Consider the following 19,363-nt stretch of genomic DNA (forward strand, 5'->3'; position numbering starts at 1 on the left):
CGTTTCCGTGGCAATTAAAATACCCACTTTATGGTTTCTTAAGTTACGTTACAGTTTGTACCTTTAAAAGCTATTTATGGCTCAATTTAAACTACACTCCCCTTACAAACCCGCCGGTGACCAACCTGCTGCCATTGCTGAATTAACAGAGGGCATCAACGCCGGTGATAAATTCCAGACCCTGCTCGGAATCACCGGTTCAGGTAAAACCAGAACTATAGCCAATACCATTGAAAATGTGGAACGGCCTACCCTGGTTATGAGCCACAACAAAACACTGGCAGCTCAGCTATATCGTGAGCTTAGTGATTTCTTCCCTGAAAATCGTGTTGAATTCTTTATTTCCTATTACGATTACTACCAGCCGGAAGCGTATTTATCTACTCAGGATAAATACATTGAAAAAGATCTTTCCATTAATGAAGAGATCCAGCGACTGAGACTTCGCGCCACCAGCTCCCTGCTTTCAGGGCGCCGGGATGTGATCATTGTGTCTTCAGTGAGTTGTATTTATGGTATCGGTTCTCCTTCTGAATATGAAAAGCTGATCCTGAATTTGAATGTAGGCCAGAATATTCCCCGCAATACTATTCTTTACGATCTGGTCGATCTTCACTATAACAGAAATGACCTGGATTTTAAACGCGGTACCTTCAGGGTTCGTGGAGATGTGATCGATGTATATCCGGCTTATTCGGATGAGGGGTTGCGCATCACACAATGGGGTGACGAAATTGAGTCTCTTCAGCTTTTTGATGTAAACGACGGTACCATTATTGAAAATGTCAACGAATTCAGGGTGTATCCGGCCTCCCATTATGTGACCTCAAAATCACGTTTAGAAACAGCCATCGATCAGATCCGGGAAGAATTGGAGTGGCGTAAAAAAGTTCTAATCGATGAGGAGAAATTTCTTGAGGCTAAACGCATAGAACAGCGCACTCTTTTTGATATTGAGATGATACAGGAGATCGGATATTGCTCCGGCATTGAGAATTATTCCCGCTACTTAAGTGCCCGCAAACCAGGCGAACGACCTTATTGCCTGTTGGATTATTTTCCGGATGATTATCTCGTGGTTGTGGATGAAAGCCACCAAACTATTCCTCAGATCAATGCCATGTACGGAGGAGACCGCTCACGTAAGGTAGAATTGGTCGAGCATGGTTTCCGCCTTCCCTCTGCTCTCGATAACCGCCCCCTCACCTTTGACGAATGGGAAGAGTTGGTGAATCAGGTGATCTTTGTAAGTGCCACTCCAGGCGACTATGAGCTGGAGAAATCAGGCGGGGTTTATACTGAACAGATCATTCGTCCTACCGGCTTGATGGAGCCCGAGATCGAGATCCGCCCGCTTGATAATCAGGTAGATGACCTGCTTGGGGAGATCCGTGAAAAGGTCGCTAAGAAAGAACGCGTTCTCGTAATTACCCTCACCAAGCGACTCAGTGAAGAGCTCAGTGAATACCTGAAGAACCTCAACATAAACGCCGCTTACATGCACAGTGAGTTAAATGCGCTTGAGCGAATTGAGGTGTTATATAAGTTCCGGCGCGGTGACTTCGATGTATTGGTTGGAATAAACCTGCTTCGTGAGGGAATCGATATTCCGGAACTGAGCCTTGTTGCGATCATGGATGCTGATAAGGAGGGCTTCCTTCGCTCAGAAACTTCTTTGTTTCAGATCGTAGGTCGTGCCGCCAGGAATGTGGGGGGTAAAGCCATTCTGTATGCCAACAAAATTACTAACAGCATTGATAAGGTGGTTAAAGAAACCCGAAGACGGCGAAAAATTCAGGAAGAGTACAACGAGAAACACGGCATCACTCCGGAAACCATTAAGAAAGAACTTAAACCTTTGGTTGACCCAAGCCTAATTTCAAGTCAGAGTTTTGATTTTGGCAGTAAGGATGATGAGCCTGATCAGGAAGCCCTGGAGGTTATCCGGGTGGCGGATGATGGGATACAGTATAAGGCAAGTCCTGCGATGAAGGAGGTTACCTTCGAGAGTAAAGACAAACTGATCGAACACCTTCGGGAAACCATGTATCAGGCGGCCAAGAATATGGAGTTTGAAGAAGCGGCCCGTATCCGTGATCAGATCGCTAAACTTGAAGACGAGTTATAGATAAATGAAAAATTAGTTAACAGTTATTAGTTATTTTTTCTGTTGATCATTACTATTAACCGATTTACAACTAAACCCAACACATTTACATGAAAGGCACGATCGAGTTTTTGAAATCTTTTGCATCCGATAAGGATGTCGCATCCATCACTCCTTCTTCAAAATACTGCGTTCGTCAGCTTTGTGAGTACATTGATTTCCCAAATACGGATGTTATTGTAGAATACGGGGGAGGAACCGGGGTGTTTACCAAGCACTTTCTCAAGAAGATGCATCCCAATGCCCGCCTTTTTGTATTTGAGACCAATGATAATTTCTACAAACTCTTAAGCAGTATAGATGATGACCGCCTCACGGTCTTTCATGAATCCGTAGAAGACATTTTAGAACTATTACCTAAAGATGTATTGGGAAATGTGGGACATGTTGTTTCGGGAATACCTTTTTCATTCTTCGACTGGGATATTAAAATGGATATTCTTGGTAAAACCAAAGAGATCCTTAAATATGAAGGATCCTTTTTAGCTTATCAAACATCTGGTCATCTTAAAGAACCACTCACTGAGGCCTTCGGAAATTATACGACCGAATTTTGCTGGAAGAATATTCCTCCTTACTTCATTTACGAATCCATCAAGGATTAAGGCACTCTGCTGTAGCTTCGTCGCCTATTCAATGATGATTTCCCCATCGCTCTTCTCTTTGGGGCCTTTATTCTTCCATTGATTATAAAACTGAATGAGATTTGAAACGGCATAGGTCAGCATAAAGAATGCTATAAAATAAGCCACCGAATCCGGATTCATGATGATCAGAACGGCAATGATCAACGTAATGATACCCAGGATACTGAAGGAAAGACCAAAGAGCATTAACAATCCAAACAGCCCAAGAAAACCGGCAAAAGTGAAGGGTATCAATTCCGGGAAAATGAAGATCAGAATACCCGCCACTATAGGTAATGCCGTTACAGCTCCCGGAAACTTGAACATCATGAACATGAGGCCAAGTGCGATCAAATAACCACCTGCTATCAGATAAAGAAAATTCGGAAATATGAGTGTTAGAACGCCAGTTGCCAGGGTTAATAAAACATTGATGAGCTTCTGCTCTTTTGACTGTTGTTCATTTCCTATACTTATACTAAACATCATTTGGTTCCCTCTCTTCTTAATTTTTCTTATTCATTCTCTTTACCTACCCCAAGCTTTTTACATATCAATGCCAATTGTTCTTTTTCCTCAGAAGTCAGCACAGAGAACTCTTCTTTAATTCTTTCAAGGTGTTGAGGAAACAGGTCTTCAATGAATGCTCTCCCTTTCTTTGTCAGACTGATGATGACCGCTCGCCGGTCATTGGGGTCAGTAACCTTTTCCACCAATCCATTTTTAAGAAGGTTATCGATCACCAGAGTGATGTTACCGCCGCTTTTTAGTAGTTTTTGGCCCAGTTCTCTTTGATTCAATGGACCAAGATGTAATAATGCCTCTAATGCACCAAATTGAGTCACGGTTAAATTCGCATCTGACAGATGTCGGGATAGCCGGCCATTCACACTTTCACTGGCTCGTGTTAATTTAATGAACGCGTTTAGCGTTCTTACTTCATCTTTGTCGCCTTTAAAGTGTGTGCCCATTATTTAGTTTTTTATATCGGAAACAAACTTTGCTTTCCGAGCGGAATTATTGGTTAAATATCATAGGTAATACTCACCGGTGCATGATCTGAAAGATCCCATTTTTTTTCGATCTCTGCCTCAACAGCTGATCCGGACAGATCCGGTGTCGCCAGATGATAGTCAATTCTCCATCCTTTATTTCGTTCTTTTGAAGCGGCTCTGTAACTCCACCAGCTGTACAGGTCCTTTTTTTCCGGATGCAATTTCCGGAAAACATCCTCATAACCTCTATCCAGAAAATCACTTACCCATTGACGCTCTTCAGGCAAAAATCCAGATGTTTTATGCTGTTTGTCCGGGTTATGAATGTCAATTTCTGTGTGACAAATATTGAAATCCCCACAAAAGACCGATGGTTTGTTATCCTTCGTGAACCGTTCACCAAATTGAATGAATTTATCAAGGAAGTCCATTTTCATGTCCTGCCTGACATCACCGGTGGTTCCACTGGGGGCATACACACTGAATACACGGAATGAATCATATTCAGCCATAATTATACGACCTTCAGCATCAATCCAATCCACCCCGATTCCGGTTTCAACATGGATCGGTTGGTCTTTTGTATAGATCGCTACTCCGGAATAGCCCTTCTTTTCCGCCACATGATAGTGCTCATGATAATCCAGCTCCCTGATATCTTTAGGGATCTGTTTCTCTGTGGCCCTCAGTTCCTGAATACATATGATATCAGGATTACTTTCTTTCACCCAATCCACAAAGCCTTTTCGGTGAGCGGCTCTGATTCCGTTTACGTTGTATGAACTTATTTTTACCAATTCTTTGTCTAATTCCCTTTTATGATTCCAAAATTTCTCTTTCCAACTTTAAGGGTAAACTCATCCCCTTCTTTGAAGGTGATCGAATAATTCTTATCCGTGACCTTTTTGTCGTTCACGCTGATCCCACCTTGTTTGATCATGCGTTTGGTTTCACCATTACTTGGAGAGAAACCGGTTTCTGCTACAATATCCAGTAGCCTGATTTCCTCACCAACCGGGAAGCTGAAAGTCGGTGCATCATCGGGTACTTCTTTATTGATCACTGTTTTCTCAAAATGCTCTTTAGCTGCTTTTGCCGCTTCTTCTCCATGATACATTCGTACTATGGTGAAAGCCAGATCATGTTTTGCGTTTCGTGGATCCTTCTCAATTTTTGCCTTTATGGCAGGCAGGTCATCCGTTTTGATATCCGTCACCAATTCATAATAGGTATAGATGAGATCATCCGGGATAGATAATGACTTGCCATACATATCGTTTGGCTCCTCATTTATACCTATATAATTGTCATAGGATTTAGACATTTTTGCTGAACCATCAGTTCCAACCAACAAAGGCATCATCAGGCAAACCTGCGGTTCCTGTCCATCTTCTTTTTGAAGCTGGCGACCAACCAGTAAGTTGAATTTCTGATCCGTTCCGCCCAATTCCACATCTGACTTAAGGTGTACTGAGTCTTGTCCTTGTGCCAGTGGGTATAGAAATTCATGCAGAGAGATCGGCTCATTATTTTCAAAACGTTTCGAGAAGTCATCTCTCTCGATCATTCGGGCAACCGTCAGCTTTGATGACAGTTTGATGACATCCATAAAGTCCATCTCACCCAACCAGTCATAATTATTGGTTAAGGTAAGTTTGTCTTCATCCAGGATCCTTTTGGCCTGATCTATATATGTCTCTGCATTTTCATTCACCTCTTCCAGCGTCAAAGGCGGGCGCGTTTTATTCTGTCCGGTTGGATCCCCGATCATGGCTGTAAAACCACCTATGATCAGGATCACCTCGTGGCCCAGATCCTGAAACTGCCTCATTTTTCTAAGAATTACAGAATGCCCTAAATGTAGATCCGGACGAGTCGGGTCCACCCCAAGTTTGATCTTCAGGGGATTATTTTCCTTTTTTGATCGTTTTAACTTCTCGATGAGTTCATCTTCAGGAACAATTTCGGTCGTTCCTCTGCGAATGATATCTAATTGTTCTTCAACCGGTAAAAATGACATTACTAATTATTATCGTTTAAAAATGGAATGTTATCTAATGGGTCGTAACTGCCAACATTTTTCTTGAGTGTCTCGGAATACGTTTCGGCCCCGGGGTAAATCAGGGCGACTGAATCGTAGGCAAATGGTGCTACATAAATAATAAAGGGGTACAAATAGGATTCCTTTCGGGAGTCTTCAGCCGGGATGTTGAAACCTGACAATAACAACAGAATAGTGCTTACGATAATGCTGCTTTTCAGAACACCGAAGGTTGCTCCAAGTATTCTGTTTACAGAACTGAGTTTAATGGCTTTTAATAATTCTTTGGTTCCGTAGGCAATGGCGGCTACTATTCCGAGGGTTCCAACAAATAGAATGGTTCCGGATATAAAAGGAACATATGAGGCCCCTTCTTCAAACATGGGTCCGATGAGCCCTGTAAACATATCCAGGTAATTAAAGGTGATGAATACAGCTAATACAATACCAACAATATTCAAAACTTCCTTGATCAAACCATTTACTGCACCTTTATAGGCAAAGTAAAGGACCGGAATTGCAATTATAAGATCAAGGATCAACATGGAAGAATCAGCCTCCCAGTTCTTCTTTAACTATGCGACTAACCATAGAGCCGTCAGCTTTTCCTTTCAGTTGCCCCATGAGAGGCCCCATGACCTTACCTATATCCTGCATGCCTGAGGCTCCGAGTTGTTCGATCTTTTGTTTTACCACACCCCGAACCTCATCTTCCGACATCATTTCCGGCAGGTAAGCGTCTATGATCTTCAATTCCCTTTTCTCATTTTCTGCAAGATCCTCCCGTCCTCCGTCTTCAAACTGATCGATCGATTCCTTGCGCTGTTTTGCAGCCTTCATCAAAACCTCAACGGCCTGCTCATCAGTAAGTTTGGCTTCACCGCCTTTTCTCTCACTGATCTCTTTTTCCATAAGTTTGGCCTTTAAAGATCTTAGGACTCTTAGCTTGTCCTGATCCTTAGCTTTCATAGCTTCTTTGATATCAGATATGATCTTGTCCTGAATACTCATAATCTCATTTTTTATTTAAAAATAACCAAAAAAAAAAGGTTACACAATCAAAATTGTGTAACCTTATAAATTCTTCTGCAAAGGGTCTTAGGATCGGTTATTCTGAATGTATTCCTTTACATCATCCTGATCCATCATTACTTCTTTGTAGGCATATTTGCCTTTATCGTTTTTAGTAGAAATAATAACCTTTGCCATCTTACGATGTGCTGCTTTCGCTTGTAATGCGTCTTGTCCGAATGCTTGCTTCTTAGCCATGTCTCTTCTGGTTATTTAATTTCTTTGTGAACAGTATGCTTACGAAGAACCGGATTGTATTTTTTCAGTTCAAGTCGATCAGTAGTGGTTCTTCGGTTTTTAGTCGTAACATAGCGAGATGAACCGGGTTTTTCGGTACACTCTAAGATCACCTGAACTCTGTTTCCTTTTGCCATGGTATTATACTTCTTTTATAAGAGTTCCATTTTTCCGCGCCTCTTTAAGTACCGCAGAAATTCCTTTCTTGTTAATTGTTCTCACAGTTTTAGCAGAAACCTTAAGTGTTACCCACTTATCTTCTTCAGGAACATAAAATCGTCGCTTTTGCAAGTTCAACTGAAAGCGGTGTTTCGTTTTATTATTCGACTTAGATGAACGGTATCCGTTCAAAGCTCCTTTGCCTGTAATATCGTCTTTTCGCGACATCGTTCTTTTCGGTTAATTCATAATGAAAATAGACACCAAAGATAGAGCTATAAACATCAAAGTTCAATGATTTTGAATACGAAAATTACATTTATCCACATTTTTCCGAATTTTCCACAATCACACTCATTTTTTCACCCCTGAATTTAACCCCAGAACGTACGGCTCTATTAATTTCAACAAATACCTCTCCTTTTTTTGATTTTGCATGTGTAAGCTCTATTTTCTGCCATTAATCAACTCATCTTACAAAGCTATCACTCCATAAATTATGGCAAAAAAACAAGGATCTGACTACAAGGCTTCGAACATACAGGTTTTGGAGGGGCTGGAAGCGGTTAGAAAGCGCCCTTCTATGTATATCGGGGACACCGGACAGCGCGGCCTTCACCACTTGATCAATGAAGTTGTAGATAACTCAATTGATGAAGCCCTTGCCGGTTATTGTGACTATATAAATGTGACTATTAATAAGGACGGCTCCATGACTATTTTTGATAACGGTCGTGGTATACCTGTCGATACTCATGAAAAACTTGGCATACCTGCTGTTGAGGTAGTACTTACCAAACTCCACGCCGGGGGTAAATTTGACAAGGATACCTATAAAGTATCCGGTGGATTGCACGGTGTGGGTGTAAGTTGTGTGAACGCCCTGGCGTCCTGGTTCAAGGCTGAAATTCACCGTGATGGTGAAATACACGTCATGGGTTTTGAAAAAGGCTTTACTAAAACCCCGTTATCAGTTGCAGGTAAAACCAAAGAGACCGGAACTAAGATCTCTTTTATGCCTGATCCGGAGATCTTTACACAAACCACTGAGTTCAAATTTGATATCATTGCGGAACGCATGAGGGAACTTGCATTCCTGAATCCTGAGATCACTATCGAATTGGTCGATGAGCGTGAAGAGGATGAGGATCTGCAAAAAGAGATTTATCACTATGAAGGCGGTGTAAAGGATTTTGTGGATTTCCTCGATGAACACCGTGAGTCCATGCTGGACACACCTATTCACATAACCGGAGAAGTTGACGATGTGCCGGTTGAGATCGCGATTTCCTACAACAGTTCCTTTTCTGAGAATGTACATTCTTATGTGAATAACATTAACACCAAAGAAGGTGGTACACATGTCTCAGGTTTCAGACGAGCTCTGACACGCTCCCTGAAATCATATGCTGAGAAAAACAATCTGATCAAATCGAACAGTAAGATCTCCATTTCCGGAGAGGATTTCCGTGAAGGTATGACCGCTGTTTTAAGTGTTAAGGTTGCCGAACCTCAGTTTGAAGGACAGACCAAGACCAAGCTGGGTAACTCAGAAGTACAGAGTGCCGTTGAAGTTGTTGTTTATGATCAGCTTAATGAATACCTGGAACAGAATCCCAAAGCTGCCAAGAAGGTTATTGAGAAAGTAGTACTTGCAGCTGAGGCCCGTGAAGCAGCCCGAAAAGCTCGTCAGCTTGTTCAGCGTAAGAGTGTAATGAGCGGTGGCGGCCTGCCGGGTAAACTGGCTGATTGCTCGATCAAGGATCCGGAACACAGTGAAATTTACCTGGTTGAGGGTGACTCTGCCGGTGGTTCTGCTAAAATGGGTCGTAACAGAAGTTTTCAGGCTATTCTTCCGCTGAGAGGTAAGATCCTTAACGTAGAGAAAGCCAAGATCAACCGAATTCTCGAGAATAAGGAAATTCAGGCCATGATCACCGCACTTGGTACAGGTGTTGGTCACGGTGAAGAAGATTTTGATGTCGATAAACTTCGATACCACAAGATCATCGTCATGACAGATGCTGATGTGGATGGCTCTCACATTCGAACCCTTCTTCTGACATTCTTTTATCGGTATATGCGTCCGCTTATTGAAAATGGATTCGTTTATATCGCGACTCCTCCTTTATATAGGATCACTGTCGGAAAAGACATTGAATATGCCTGGGATGATGAGACCCGCGATAAGATGGTGAAAGAACTTAAAAAGGGAAGAAGAAAGTTTGATGTCTCCAGATATAAGGGGCTTGGTGAAATGAACCCGGAACAGCTTTGGGAAACCACCATGGATCCTGAAACAAGAACGCTGCAGCAAGTAAATGTTGAAAGTGCAGCCGGCGCCGATAAACTCTTCTCTACTCTAATGGGTGGAGATGTAGAGCCCCGCAGGGAATTTATTGAGCGTAATGCCAAGTATGCGAACATCGACATCTAACCAATATTTAATTCACTAAGAATTTAACTGACTTTTATAGCTGATTTATGGCCAGAGAAAAAATTATTCCAATAACTATTGAAGACGAAATGCAATCGTCCTACATCGATTATTCGATGTCGGTGATTGTTTCACGAGCCCTTCCTGATGTGCGTGACGGACTGAAACCGGTTCACCGCCGCATTCTTTACGGGATGAATGACCTCGGGATGCTTCATAACAGAAATTACAAGAAAAGTGCCCGTATTGTCGGTGAGGTATTAGGAAAGTATCACCCTCATGGTGACAGTGCCGTTTATGATTCCATCGTACGTATGGTTCAGGATTTCTCACTGAGATATCCATTAGCCGACGGACAGGGTAACTTTGGTTCCATTGATGGTGATAGCGCGGCTGCTATGCGTTATACGGAAGTTCGTATGGACCGACTATCTGAGGAAATGCTCGCGGATATCAACAAAGATACCGTAGATTATTCTCCAAACTTTGATGATACTCTTGAAGAACCTACTGTTCTTCCAAGTATGCTTCCTAATCTTTTGATCAATGGGGCATCCGGTATTGCCGTGGGTATGGCCACCAATATGGCCCCTCACAATATGTCTGAAGTCATTGATGGAGTTCAGGCTTATATCGATGATCCGGATATTGAGATCAAGCAACTGATGAAGCACATCACGGCTCCTGATTTTCCAACAGCCGGTATTATCTACGGTTATGAAGGCGTAAAAGAAGCCTACGAAACAGGCCGTGGAAAAGTAACCCTTCGTGCAAGAGCCAATACCGAAGAACTTCGTGGTAACCGTGAACAGATCGTTATCACAGAAATTCCGTATCAGGTAAACAAAAGTACGCTGATCCAGAAAATTGCTCAGCTTGTAAATGATGAAAAGATCACTGAGATCTCTGAGGTTAGAGATGAATCTGACCGTGAGGGTATCAGGATCGTTATTATTCTAAAGCGTTCCGCTAACGCCGGTGTGGTTCTGAACCAATTGTACAAGTACACTCAAATGCAGACCACTTTTGGTATCATCAATCTTGCTCTTGTTAAAGGGCGTCCAAAAGTGATGAACCTCAAGGAGCTCATTTATCATTTTGTTGAGCACCGTGTAGACATCATTATTCGTCGCACAATCTATGATCTGGATCAGGCAGAAGCCAGGGCCCATATTTTAGAAGGCCTTAAGATCGCTCTTGATAACCTGGATGAGGTTATTAAAACGATTCGAGCCTCGAATAGTCCAAACGAAGCCAATATTGAACTTCGTAAGAAATTCGCCTTAACGGATATTCAGGCTAAAGCTATCCTGGATATGAGGCTCCAGAAACTCACCGGTCTCGAAAGAGAAAAAATTGACGGTGAGTACAGAGAGATCATAGATAAGATCGCTGATTACAGAGAGATTCTTTCTAACCGAGACAAACAAACTGAGATCATCAAAAAAGAACTCGCTGATCTGAAAAAGAGATACGGTGACGAAAGAAGAACACAGGTGGTTCATTCCGCAGAGGACTTCAACATTGAAGACATGATCGCCAATGAAGATGTGGTTGTAACCATATCCAACAAAGGCTTTATCAAACGAATGCCGGTAAGCGGATATCGCCGACAACGAAGAGGCGGCAAAGGCATGAAAGGCACCACAACTCGTGATGAGGAATATGTGGAACATTTATTTGTGGCCACTACACATAACTACATTCTGTTCTTTACAGAAAAAGGCATGTGTTACTGGCTTAAGGTCTATGAAATACCGGAAGGCGGCCGCCTTGCAAGGGGACGTGCTATTGTTAACCTTATCGATATTGATAAAGACGATCAAATCAAGGCATTTGTACCGGTTAAAACGCTTGATGATGAAGAATACATCAATGATCACTCCATCATCATGGCTACCAAAGATGGCTTAGTCAAGAAAACGACCCTTGAAGCTTATAGCCGACCACGACGTGATGGAATCATTGCCATTAACATCAAAGAAGGTGACAGTCTGTTAGCCGCCGAACTTACAGACGGCGACAGTCAGATCATTCTTGCCAATAAGAATGGACGGGCCATCCGCTTCCACGAAGAGGAAGTGCGCGAAATGGGCCGTAATACTTCTGGTGTTAAAGGCATGAACCTCAGTAAAGACGGCGAGATCGTTGACATGGTCGTTATACGCAATGCCCACGAGGCCACGGTTCTTGCAATGTCAGAAAACGGATACGGAAAACGGTCACTGGTTGATGATTACCGTGAACAATCACGAGGCGGTAAAGGTGTAATTACACTTAAGATAACGCCTAAGACCGGTTCACTGATCGCACTAAAAGAAGTGACCGATCAGGATGACCTGATGATCATTACTGAAAAAGGTAAAGTGATCCGAATGAATTGTGGTGGCATTCGAACTATGGGTAGAAATACTCAGGGTGTAAGAATTATGCGACTTGATTCTGACGGTGCCATTGCCGCCGTAACTCGTGTAGTAAACGAGGAAGAAGGTGATGAGGAAGATGAAGATTAAATCATAACTTCACCTTAATATTCTAATTAGTTAATTAAAAAGGCCTCATTTCTGAGGCCTTTTTTTATTGGCTTATATTTTCGTCGAATCCGGGCCTGATAAATTTTTCAGCATTAGGGAAGTACTTGGTAATATTTGTTTTCAACCATTCCAGATTTGATAAGTTTTTCATTGCCTCTTCTTCCTGATCCGGAAATTGGGTTAAGATCCCATTCCATGCAAAGGTTGACCTTTCAATACACTTGATCACTACTTTTGCTGTTCCATTCATATCATTTTGAAAGTCATCTTCATCCCAAAATTCATCCATGGAACTCATAACTGCTCTTTTGGATTTTACAGGAATCATGGTGTGATACCAGCTTATAATATCTATTAAATCTTTTATAATTAATATACTATCAGCACTGCCCTGCCGATTTATATTTAGGTTTATGAGTTGTTCATATTCACTCAATACTTCAGAAAACCTATCACGATTATTATGAAGCCATTGATGGGATGACTCGAAATAGAGGTCAGCTGCTCTACTTACAGGATGATCTTGTACATCAGCACTATCAACTTTTATCTTTTCATTAGTATCTTCCTTTAAAGACTCGACATCAATCCCTTTTTCTTCTGCCATTTCATTGATCATCTCCCGTGTCAAGGAAAACATATCAGACAGGTTTTCCCAAAACTCCTGATTACTTATATCCCTGGAATCCGAACCTTGCGTTTCCTGCATTTCCATTTTAAACACCAGGCAATGTGATGATAAGTAACAACGCTCGCACCACCGATCACAATAGTTATATATACCCGGGATCAGATCCGGATCATCACCGGCATTTTTAAGATCATCTAAATTCATTACCCCGATTTTAAATTTACTGTTTCAACATTTCCTTTAGTAATGCTTGTCTTTTTTCAATTAAAGACTTCGGACTCTCTATTTTTATTTTTTTTCCGAACTGGAGCAACCATTCGTTTATAAAGTCCAAATTATCGAATTTAAACTCCACTTTAATTATTTCATTATTCACAGGTATTCTCTTAATTATTTTAGCCGGCAGATTCGCTTCTAAGCGCCCTAACTCGCTTTTTTCGACTCCTAGTATTATTAAATCCGATCTGTCGCCAGAACCGTAAATAAGGGCCTCTATGTCGATTTCTTCTTTTACCGTGTAAATTTCTTCCAGAATTTTTACTTCCTCTATATTTTCGAGGATAAAATTCCTGTTATCTCCCCTGAGATGAGATCGACCGATCACATTCCAATGATCATCGTAAAAAACCAAAACATAAGGATCAATTTTCCTTATATCGGTTTCACCTGATTTAGTCGTATACCTGAATTGCATTCTTTTTTTCTGTGCGATCGCGCTGCTTATCAAATACCAGTTTCCGCCTTTCTTTTTTTCTCCACCAAATTTGAGATAAGGATCTACGATCGTTCTTCCCTCCAGTGAAACCATGAATTCCTTCAGATCATCAGGAAGCACGTTCTTTATCTTAACCTCTACCCCTTTAGCATCCTCAACAAGTCCTGCATCAACCTGGGATTTCACAAAGTTAAGGCCAACCATGATGGTTGCGAGCTCTTTGGATGTGAACATCAGTGGAGGGATCTTATATCCATCAATCAATCCATAACCGGAATACCTGTCCCAGGTTACCGGTACATTAATTTCCTGTAAAGCATTGAAATCTCTAAATATAGTACGCCTACTCACCCCAAAATGCTCTGCCAGTTCATTTACTGTTTTATTATTACCCGGCTGTTGCAGCAACAGCATCAATTTCAGTCTTCGTTCAGAGCTGTTCATACTTATTGTCTTGTGATTTCAACTAATGCCTTACCATCATAAAAAGGATTATTCTTTTGCTCAAGTGATAACACATTTATATTTAAAGGCTGCGTGATCCCATCTAATTCCCTCTCTACTTCACCCTCTCCCTTTAGCAGAAGAATGCCCAACCACGGCTTATCATCTATCATTGATAACAGGTCATTTATTTTAAAGGCATGCTTTGACACAACACAAGTATCTCCATTCATTTCAATGTTAGCGATCGACCCATCTACCGCTCTGCAATTATCAAGCTTTAATTTCAAGATCATTTGCTTACATGCCATCACTTTTTTGGTCACGATATCATTCAACACGATCTGTTTGTCAACTCGTGCAATAGCCAACGGGATGCCCGGCAACCCGCCGCCGGTCCCGGCATCAACTATTGTTTCAGCCTGATCTATCAATTTTGAGCTACTCAATATCAAAGAATGGCGAACGTGTTCGACAATTGTTTCACGTGAAACATCTCTACTAATCAGGTTAACCCTATCATTCCACCACATTAACTGATCTACATAATCTCGAATTATAGATGAGTGTTTCTGGAATAACTCTTGAGTTGATTCAAATTGATCAAATTTTTTGTGCTGAATATTATGTTTCACGTGAAACACCGGGGTTAATTTTTAAGATATACCATAAGTACCGATACATCACTTGCCGATACACCGCTTATTCTACTGGCTTGACCTATTGTCTCAGGTTTTATTTTAGATAGTTTTTGGGCTCCTTCAGTCGAAAGACTTTTAATATTAGAATATTCGATCTGTTCAGGGATCTCCATGTGCTCCTGCTTTTCAAGCTCCTTAACCATTTCAAATTCCTTTTCAATATACCCTGCGTATTTGATCCTTATCTCTATCTGCTCTAATACCTTTTTGTCCGCAGAGATAGAATAAACCTTTTCTTTTAAATCAGAATCATGCTCAAGCATATCATTTAAGTTGACTTCAGGCCTGAGCAGGATCTTCTCAGCCTTCATAGGCTGCGACATCGTTGAGCTATCTTTATTTTCAAGCATTGGATCCATTTGCTCTGGTCGAACCGTATAATCTTTAATCAATGACTCCAGTTCATCAATAGCTTCTTTTTTCTTAAGCATCCTGTTATATCTCTCTTCGGATGCCAGGCCTATTTTATGCCCGATCTCTGTCAAACGAAGGTCAGCATTATCCTGCCTTAACAATATTCGGTGCTCTGCCCTGGAGGTAAACATTCTGTAAGGCTCTTCTGTACCTTTATTGATAAGATCATCGATCAAAACACCTATGTAAGCCTCTGATCTTTGAAGGATCAAAGGGTCTTTGCCTTGTACATTCAGAGCCGCATTGATTCCCGCCATTAACCCCTGGCAAGCTGCTTCTTCGTACCCTGTGGTACCATTGATCTGTCCGGCAAAATAAAGGCCATCTACAAGTTTAGTTTCTAAAGAACGTCGTATTTGATGCGGAGGGAAATAATCGTATTCAATGGCATATCCCGGGCGGATCATAATTACATCCTCGAACCCCGGTATAGTGCGAAGTGCTTGATATTGCACATCTTCAGGCAATGAGGTGGAGAACCCATTTAAATACATCTCATAGGTATTCCATCCTTCCGGTTCCAAAAAGAGTTGATGACGATCTTTATCAGCAAATCGATCGATCTTGTCTTCAATACTGGGGCAGTACCTAGGCCCAATGGATTTAATGCGCCCATTAAACATCGGGCTGCGATCAAAACCGGTTCTAAGTACATCATGAACGTTATCATTAGTATACCCGATCCAACAGGTTAACTGTTCGTCCAATGAAGGAAGTGACTCTGTCAAAAATGAAAACCCGGATGGGTCTTCATCTCCATATTGAACTTCTAATTTAGAATAATCTACCGTACGGCCGTCAATTCTTGGAGGTGTTCCGGTTTTTAACCTTCCCACTTCAAAACCAAGATCTTCAAGGGCAGCTGAGATACCGACAGAAGCTCTTTCCCCAGACCGCCCCCCGCCAAATTGGGTTTCCCCAATGTGTATCAATCCATTTAAAAAGGTTCCGCTAGTTAGAATAACACTGTGGGAATAAAATCGCTGTCCGGTTTGGGTGATAACACCATCGATCTTATTCCCATCCTCTGAGACAATAAGATCTACAACATTATCTTGCCGGAAATATAGGTTATCCTTTTGTTCAAGTTTCTCCCTCATTTTTTGAGCATACAACATACGATCACTTTGACACCTGGGGCTCCACATAGCCGGGCCTTTACTCAGGTTCAACATTCTGAACTGTACACCCGTCTCATCACTAACAATTCCTGAGAGCCCCCCAAGAGCATCGATCTCCCTAACCAACTGTCCTTTTGCAACACCACCCATGGCAGGATTGCAAGACATCTTTGCTATGGCCTCCAGATTCATTGTAATTAAAAGGGTTTTGGCACCCATTTCGGCTGCGGCACCTGCAGCTTCACTGCCCGCATGACCTCCACCTACTACAATGACATCGTACTTAGGATTAATATGATCCATTACTTACTGTTTTTTATCTATTTATATCATTCATAAAACCGCTACGAAAATTAAGATAAGAAAATAGCGCTCTCTCTACTATTATAACGGCTTACCGACAGGTATTGACTAATTGTATTTAAAATCTTCTGTAAACAAAAAAAGCTTCCAACTAATGTTGAAAGCTTTGTTTTGCGATCCGGAAGGGACTCGAACCCTCGACCTCCTGCGTGACAGGCAGGCGTTCTAACCAACTGAACTACCGGACCTTTTTGAGAGAGCACTAAATATACGGACCATTATGCTTCGATGTCAAGGTTTTTTAAAAACAAATCAAAAAAATGATGCCCAATCACTAAGTGATAATTTTAGCTAAAGCAGAAACCCAAAAACATGTATTTAAAGTGCGCTTTTAACCGCATCAAGGATCTCATTGCTTTCCGGTTCTACATTGCTTCTGAACCTTCTGATCAGATCCCCCTCTTTATTGATAAGAAATTTTTCAAAATTCCACTTTATTTCGCCGGTAAAGTCTGGGTTTTGTTCCTGAGTTAAATATTTAAAGAGTTCATCCTGATCATCACCTTTCACAGATACTTTAGAGAACATTGGAAATTCCACACCGTAGTTCAGCGTACAGAATTGTTTGATCTCTTCATCGGAACCCGGTTCTTGTCCTTTAAAGTTATTGGCCGGAAAACCGAGGACGACTAAACCTTCATCTTTATAGGTTTCATACAAACTCTGTAAGCCTTCATACTGAGGAGTGTAACCACATTTAGAAGCTACATTAACAACCAGGATAACTTTACCTTTATAGGATTCAAGTGAAACTTCTTTGCCGTCAATATCCTTCATTGTATAATTAAAGATGCTATCATTTGTTGTATTCATACCAATTCCTAAGATCAGGGTAATTAAGATTGTTAATATTTTCATATCCGTATTATTATTGAGTTGGGTAATAACTAAACTATTGGTTCAATCTAAATCATTCCAAGATGAAAAAATATACGTTATCAATTTTTGCATTACTAAGCATTTTAGTGTTTCCATTTTCGTCGAACGCCCAAATGTTTTCAGTGGGCACAGAAAGTAGAACAAGTTTTAGTTCCATCTATTCTCCATATGTTAGAGCCGGTGTACAATTTGTAAATTTTGAATTTAAAGGCTCCGGAATGATCGATGAACAATTCTTTTCTCCATTAACTTTTAATGGAGAAGCCGCATACATTGCCTATGAATCATTTGGTCTTAACTTGAATGCAGCTCTTGGAAATTCTATCACAGGATTAAATGACACAAAATACTTTAGCTTAAACTTAAATTTTAAAAACCCGTTTTACCTGATCAACCAACAAAAATTCAAAGCCGGAATTCCTGTCAAACTTGATAGTCGTTTGGTATCCGTTAGAAATGATCAGAATAATGAAGAATTTTCACAGACTTCTCTAAGTGCAGGCGCCGGGTTAACGGCAGCCATAATCAATCAAACCAAATTTAATATTACAGGTGAATTTTTAACCTCCTACGGATTCAGTACGGCAAGCGGTGGGTTTCTGGGAGGCAGTGTCTTTGGATTAAGCGGCAGTGCAAGGATCAATATTTATAATCTGTTATTCGGAAAGAACCTAAGTATTGGTTATGATTATATTAACGATTCATACGACATTGATGAGGAACGATTAGATTATGATCTGGTCGGGCATACAATCACATTAGGAGTATCATTTTGAAACCTGATAAGCTACTTCTCGAACTAGAACAGATATTAGAACAGGCTGGATATACCTTACGTAAAGAACGAGGTTCTTTCAGAGGCGATGAGTGTATTATTGAGGGACAAAAGTTAGTGGTTGTCAATAAGAATAAACCCATTGAGTCGCAATTGGGAACAATGGGAAGAGTGTTAGGAGAAATTGATCTAACCGGTGTGTACATAAAACCGGCTGTCAGAAAGAACCTGGAAGACCTTTGGGATCAGCTTCAGGTAACACCTGAAAATATTTCAGAAGATTTTGATTTAGAATGAAAGTAACGTTTTTAGGTACCGGAACTTCAATGGGCGTACCGGTTGCCGGTGGGTTTAGAGGAGAAAAACTTTTTCACGATCCGAGGAATTTTAGAACCAGATGTTCAGCCTGGATACAGCATAAAGGTCAGTCTATATTAATTGATGCCGGACCGGAATTCAGAATTCAAAGCATCAAGGCTAAAATTCAGGTTCTGGATCACTTATTGATCACTCATGAGCACATGGACCATGTTGCCGGCTTAGATGACCTGAGGATCTACTCGTACATTAACGAATCTGCCATTCCCGCCTACGCTTCAAAAAAATGTATTGAATCAGTAAAAAAGAGATTTGATTACATGTTTGGGGAGAACAAGTATCCCGGTTCAACTTCATTGCAATTAATTGAGGCAGAAGAGACTTTTAAAATTGGTGATGTTAACATTACCACCCTTCCCGTAAAACATGGAACAACTGAAGTTAATGGTTACCGCTTGAATGACTTTTCCTACATAACGGATGTGAAGGAACTACCGGATTCCACCTTAGAGAAGATCAAAGGTTCGAAAGTATTGGTGTTGGGAGCTTTGCGTTGGGAACCTGAACACCCCACTCACTTAACCATACCTCAGGCAGTTGAGATCATAGAAAGATTAGAGATACCGGAAGCCTACCTCATTCACATGAACAGCTATGTGGATCATGAACCCACAAACCGAAAGCTGCCTGATCACATAAATTTAGCTTATGATCAACAGGTTCTTCATCTTTAGT

General features: G+C 41.2%; 21 protein-coding genes and 1 tRNA gene. 7 read left to right on the plus strand and 15 right to left on the minus strand.

The window, feature by feature from the left end:
* Positions 1–76 precede the first annotated feature (76 nt).
* Both uvrB and C3B73_RS03650 read left to right on the plus strand, forming a co-directional pair.
* Positions 77–2,128: an excinuclease ABC subunit UvrB gene (gene uvrB / locus C3B73_RS03645; protein ID WP_103664272.1), complete on the plus strand. Its 2,052-nt coding sequence runs from the start codon at positions 77–79 to the stop codon at positions 2,126–2,128.
* An 89-nt stretch (positions 2,129–2,217) separates the two neighbouring features.
* Positions 2,218–2,772: a class I SAM-dependent methyltransferase gene (locus C3B73_RS03650; protein WP_103664273.1), complete on the plus strand. Its 555-nt coding sequence runs from the start codon at positions 2,218–2,220 to the stop codon at positions 2,770–2,772.
* A 24-nt stretch (positions 2,773–2,796) separates the two neighbouring features.
* Here the strand turns inward: C3B73_RS03650 and C3B73_RS03655 are convergent, their stop codons facing one another.
* The 9 genes from C3B73_RS03655 to rpmB all read right to left on the minus strand — a co-directional run bounded on the left by C3B73_RS03655 (position 2,797) and on the right by rpmB (position 7,524).
* On the minus strand, positions 2,797–3,282 hold the full coding sequence (locus tag C3B73_RS03655; protein ID WP_103664274.1) for a hypothetical protein: 486 nt from the start codon (positions 3,280–3,282) through the stop codon (positions 2,797–2,799).
* Between the two features lie 26 nt (positions 3,283–3,308).
* Complete coding sequence (locus C3B73_RS03660) at positions 3,309–3,764, minus strand: MarR family winged helix-turn-helix transcriptional regulator (protein WP_103664275.1); 456 nt, start codon at positions 3,762–3,764, stop codon at positions 3,309–3,311.
* A 53-nt stretch (positions 3,765–3,817) separates the two neighbouring features.
* On the minus strand, positions 3,818–4,585 hold the full coding sequence (locus tag C3B73_RS03665; protein WP_103664276.1) for an exodeoxyribonuclease III: 768 nt from the start codon (positions 4,583–4,585) through the stop codon (positions 3,818–3,820).
* 8 nt (positions 4,586–4,593) lie between these two features.
* Positions 4,594–5,808 carry a tyrosine--tRNA ligase gene (tyrS, locus tag C3B73_RS03670; protein WP_103664277.1) on the minus strand — a complete coding sequence of 405 codons (1,215 nt, stop codon included), beginning with the start codon at positions 5,806–5,808 and terminating at the stop codon, positions 4,594–4,596.
* Positions 5,809–5,810: 2 nt separating this feature from the next.
* On the minus strand, positions 5,811–6,374 hold the full coding sequence (locus C3B73_RS03675) for a CvpA family protein (RefSeq protein ID WP_103664278.1): 564 nt from the start codon (positions 6,372–6,374) through the stop codon (positions 5,811–5,813).
* A 7-nt stretch (positions 6,375–6,381) separates the two neighbouring features.
* Positions 6,382–6,840, minus strand: a complete 459-nt coding sequence (locus C3B73_RS03680) for a GatB/YqeY domain-containing protein (RefSeq protein ID WP_103664279.1) — start codon at positions 6,838–6,840, stop codon at positions 6,382–6,384.
* Positions 6,841–6,927: 87 nt separating this feature from the next.
* Positions 6,928–7,098, minus strand: coding sequence for a DUF4295 family protein (locus C3B73_RS03685; protein ID WP_103664280.1), 171 nt, complete (start codon positions 7,096–7,098; stop codon positions 6,928–6,930).
* An 11-nt stretch (positions 7,099–7,109) separates the two neighbouring features.
* Positions 7,110–7,274 (minus strand): 50S ribosomal protein L33, encoded by a 165-nt coding sequence (gene rpmG / locus C3B73_RS03690; protein WP_103664281.1) that lies wholly within the window; start codon positions 7,272–7,274, stop codon positions 7,110–7,112.
* Positions 7,275–7,278: 4 nt separating this feature from the next.
* The gene (gene rpmB, locus C3B73_RS03695) at positions 7,279–7,524 is read right to left on the minus strand and encodes a 50S ribosomal protein L28 (RefSeq protein ID WP_103664282.1); all 246 of its coding nucleotides are present in this window, start codon (positions 7,522–7,524) and stop codon (positions 7,279–7,281) included.
* 271 nt (positions 7,525–7,795) lie between these two features.
* Between rpmB and gyrB the strand changes: the two genes are divergently transcribed.
* A complete protein-coding gene (gene gyrB / locus C3B73_RS03700; RefSeq protein WP_103664283.1) occupies positions 7,796–9,733 on the plus strand; it encodes a DNA topoisomerase (ATP-hydrolyzing) subunit B in 1,938 nt (645 codons plus the stop codon).
* A 47-nt stretch (positions 9,734–9,780) separates the two neighbouring features.
* Positions 9,781–12,246: a DNA gyrase subunit A gene (gene gyrA / locus C3B73_RS03705; protein WP_103664284.1), complete on the plus strand. Its 2,466-nt coding sequence runs from the start codon at positions 9,781–9,783 to the stop codon at positions 12,244–12,246.
* A gap of 64 nt (positions 12,247–12,310) precedes the next feature.
* Here the strand turns inward: gyrA and C3B73_RS03710 are convergent, their stop codons facing one another.
* The 6 genes from C3B73_RS03710 to C3B73_RS03735 form a co-directional block, all read right to left on the minus strand.
* The gene (locus C3B73_RS03710) at positions 12,311–12,982 is read right to left on the minus strand and encodes a hypothetical protein (protein WP_232802979.1); all 672 of its coding nucleotides are present in this window, start codon (positions 12,980–12,982) and stop codon (positions 12,311–12,313) included.
* A gap of 136 nt (positions 12,983–13,118) precedes the next feature.
* Positions 13,119–14,057, minus strand: a complete 939-nt coding sequence (locus C3B73_RS03715; RefSeq protein ID WP_103664286.1) for a helix-turn-helix transcriptional regulator — start codon at positions 14,055–14,057, stop codon at positions 13,119–13,121.
* Positions 14,058–14,059: 2 nt separating this feature from the next.
* Positions 14,060–14,692 (minus strand): 16S rRNA (guanine(527)-N(7))-methyltransferase RsmG, encoded by a 633-nt coding sequence (locus C3B73_RS03720; protein WP_103664287.1) that lies wholly within the window; start codon positions 14,690–14,692, stop codon positions 14,060–14,062.
* 14 nt (positions 14,693–14,706) lie between these two features.
* A complete protein-coding gene (gene mnmG, locus C3B73_RS03725; protein ID WP_103664288.1) occupies positions 14,707–16,596 on the minus strand; it encodes a tRNA uridine-5-carboxymethylaminomethyl(34) synthesis enzyme MnmG in 1,890 nt (629 codons plus the stop codon).
* Positions 16,597–16,770: 174 nt separating this feature from the next.
* Positions 16,771–16,844, minus strand: a tRNA-Asp gene (locus C3B73_RS03730).
* A 130-nt stretch (positions 16,845–16,974) separates the two neighbouring features.
* Complete coding sequence (locus C3B73_RS03735; protein WP_103664289.1) at positions 16,975–17,514, minus strand: glutathione peroxidase; 540 nt, start codon at positions 17,512–17,514, stop codon at positions 16,975–16,977.
* Positions 17,515–17,576: 62 nt separating this feature from the next.
* On the opposite strand from C3B73_RS03735, the gene C3B73_RS03740 reads away from it, so the two are divergent.
* From C3B73_RS03740 to C3B73_RS03750, 3 genes are read left to right on the plus strand one after another with little or no spacing between them, the layout of a single operon-like run.
* On the plus strand, positions 17,577–18,311 hold the full coding sequence (locus C3B73_RS03740; protein ID WP_103664290.1) for a hypothetical protein: 735 nt from the start codon (positions 17,577–17,579) through the stop codon (positions 18,309–18,311).
* A complete protein-coding gene (locus C3B73_RS03745; RefSeq protein ID WP_103664291.1) occupies positions 18,308–18,607 on the plus strand; it encodes a hypothetical protein in 300 nt (99 codons plus the stop codon). The genes C3B73_RS03740 and C3B73_RS03745 overlap by 4 nt, the downstream gene beginning before the upstream one ends.
* Positions 18,604–19,362: an MBL fold metallo-hydrolase gene (locus tag C3B73_RS03750; protein ID WP_103664292.1), complete on the plus strand. Its 759-nt coding sequence runs from the start codon at positions 18,604–18,606 to the stop codon at positions 19,360–19,362. Before C3B73_RS03745 ends, C3B73_RS03750 begins: the two co-directional genes overlap by 4 nt.
* The last annotated feature ends 1 nt before the right edge of the window (position 19,363 follow it).

This window comes from Gracilimonas amylolytica (genome assembly GCF_002911695.1).
Taxonomy (GTDB): domain Bacteria; phylum Bacteroidota; class Rhodothermia; order Balneolales; family Balneolaceae; genus Gracilimonas; species Gracilimonas amylolytica.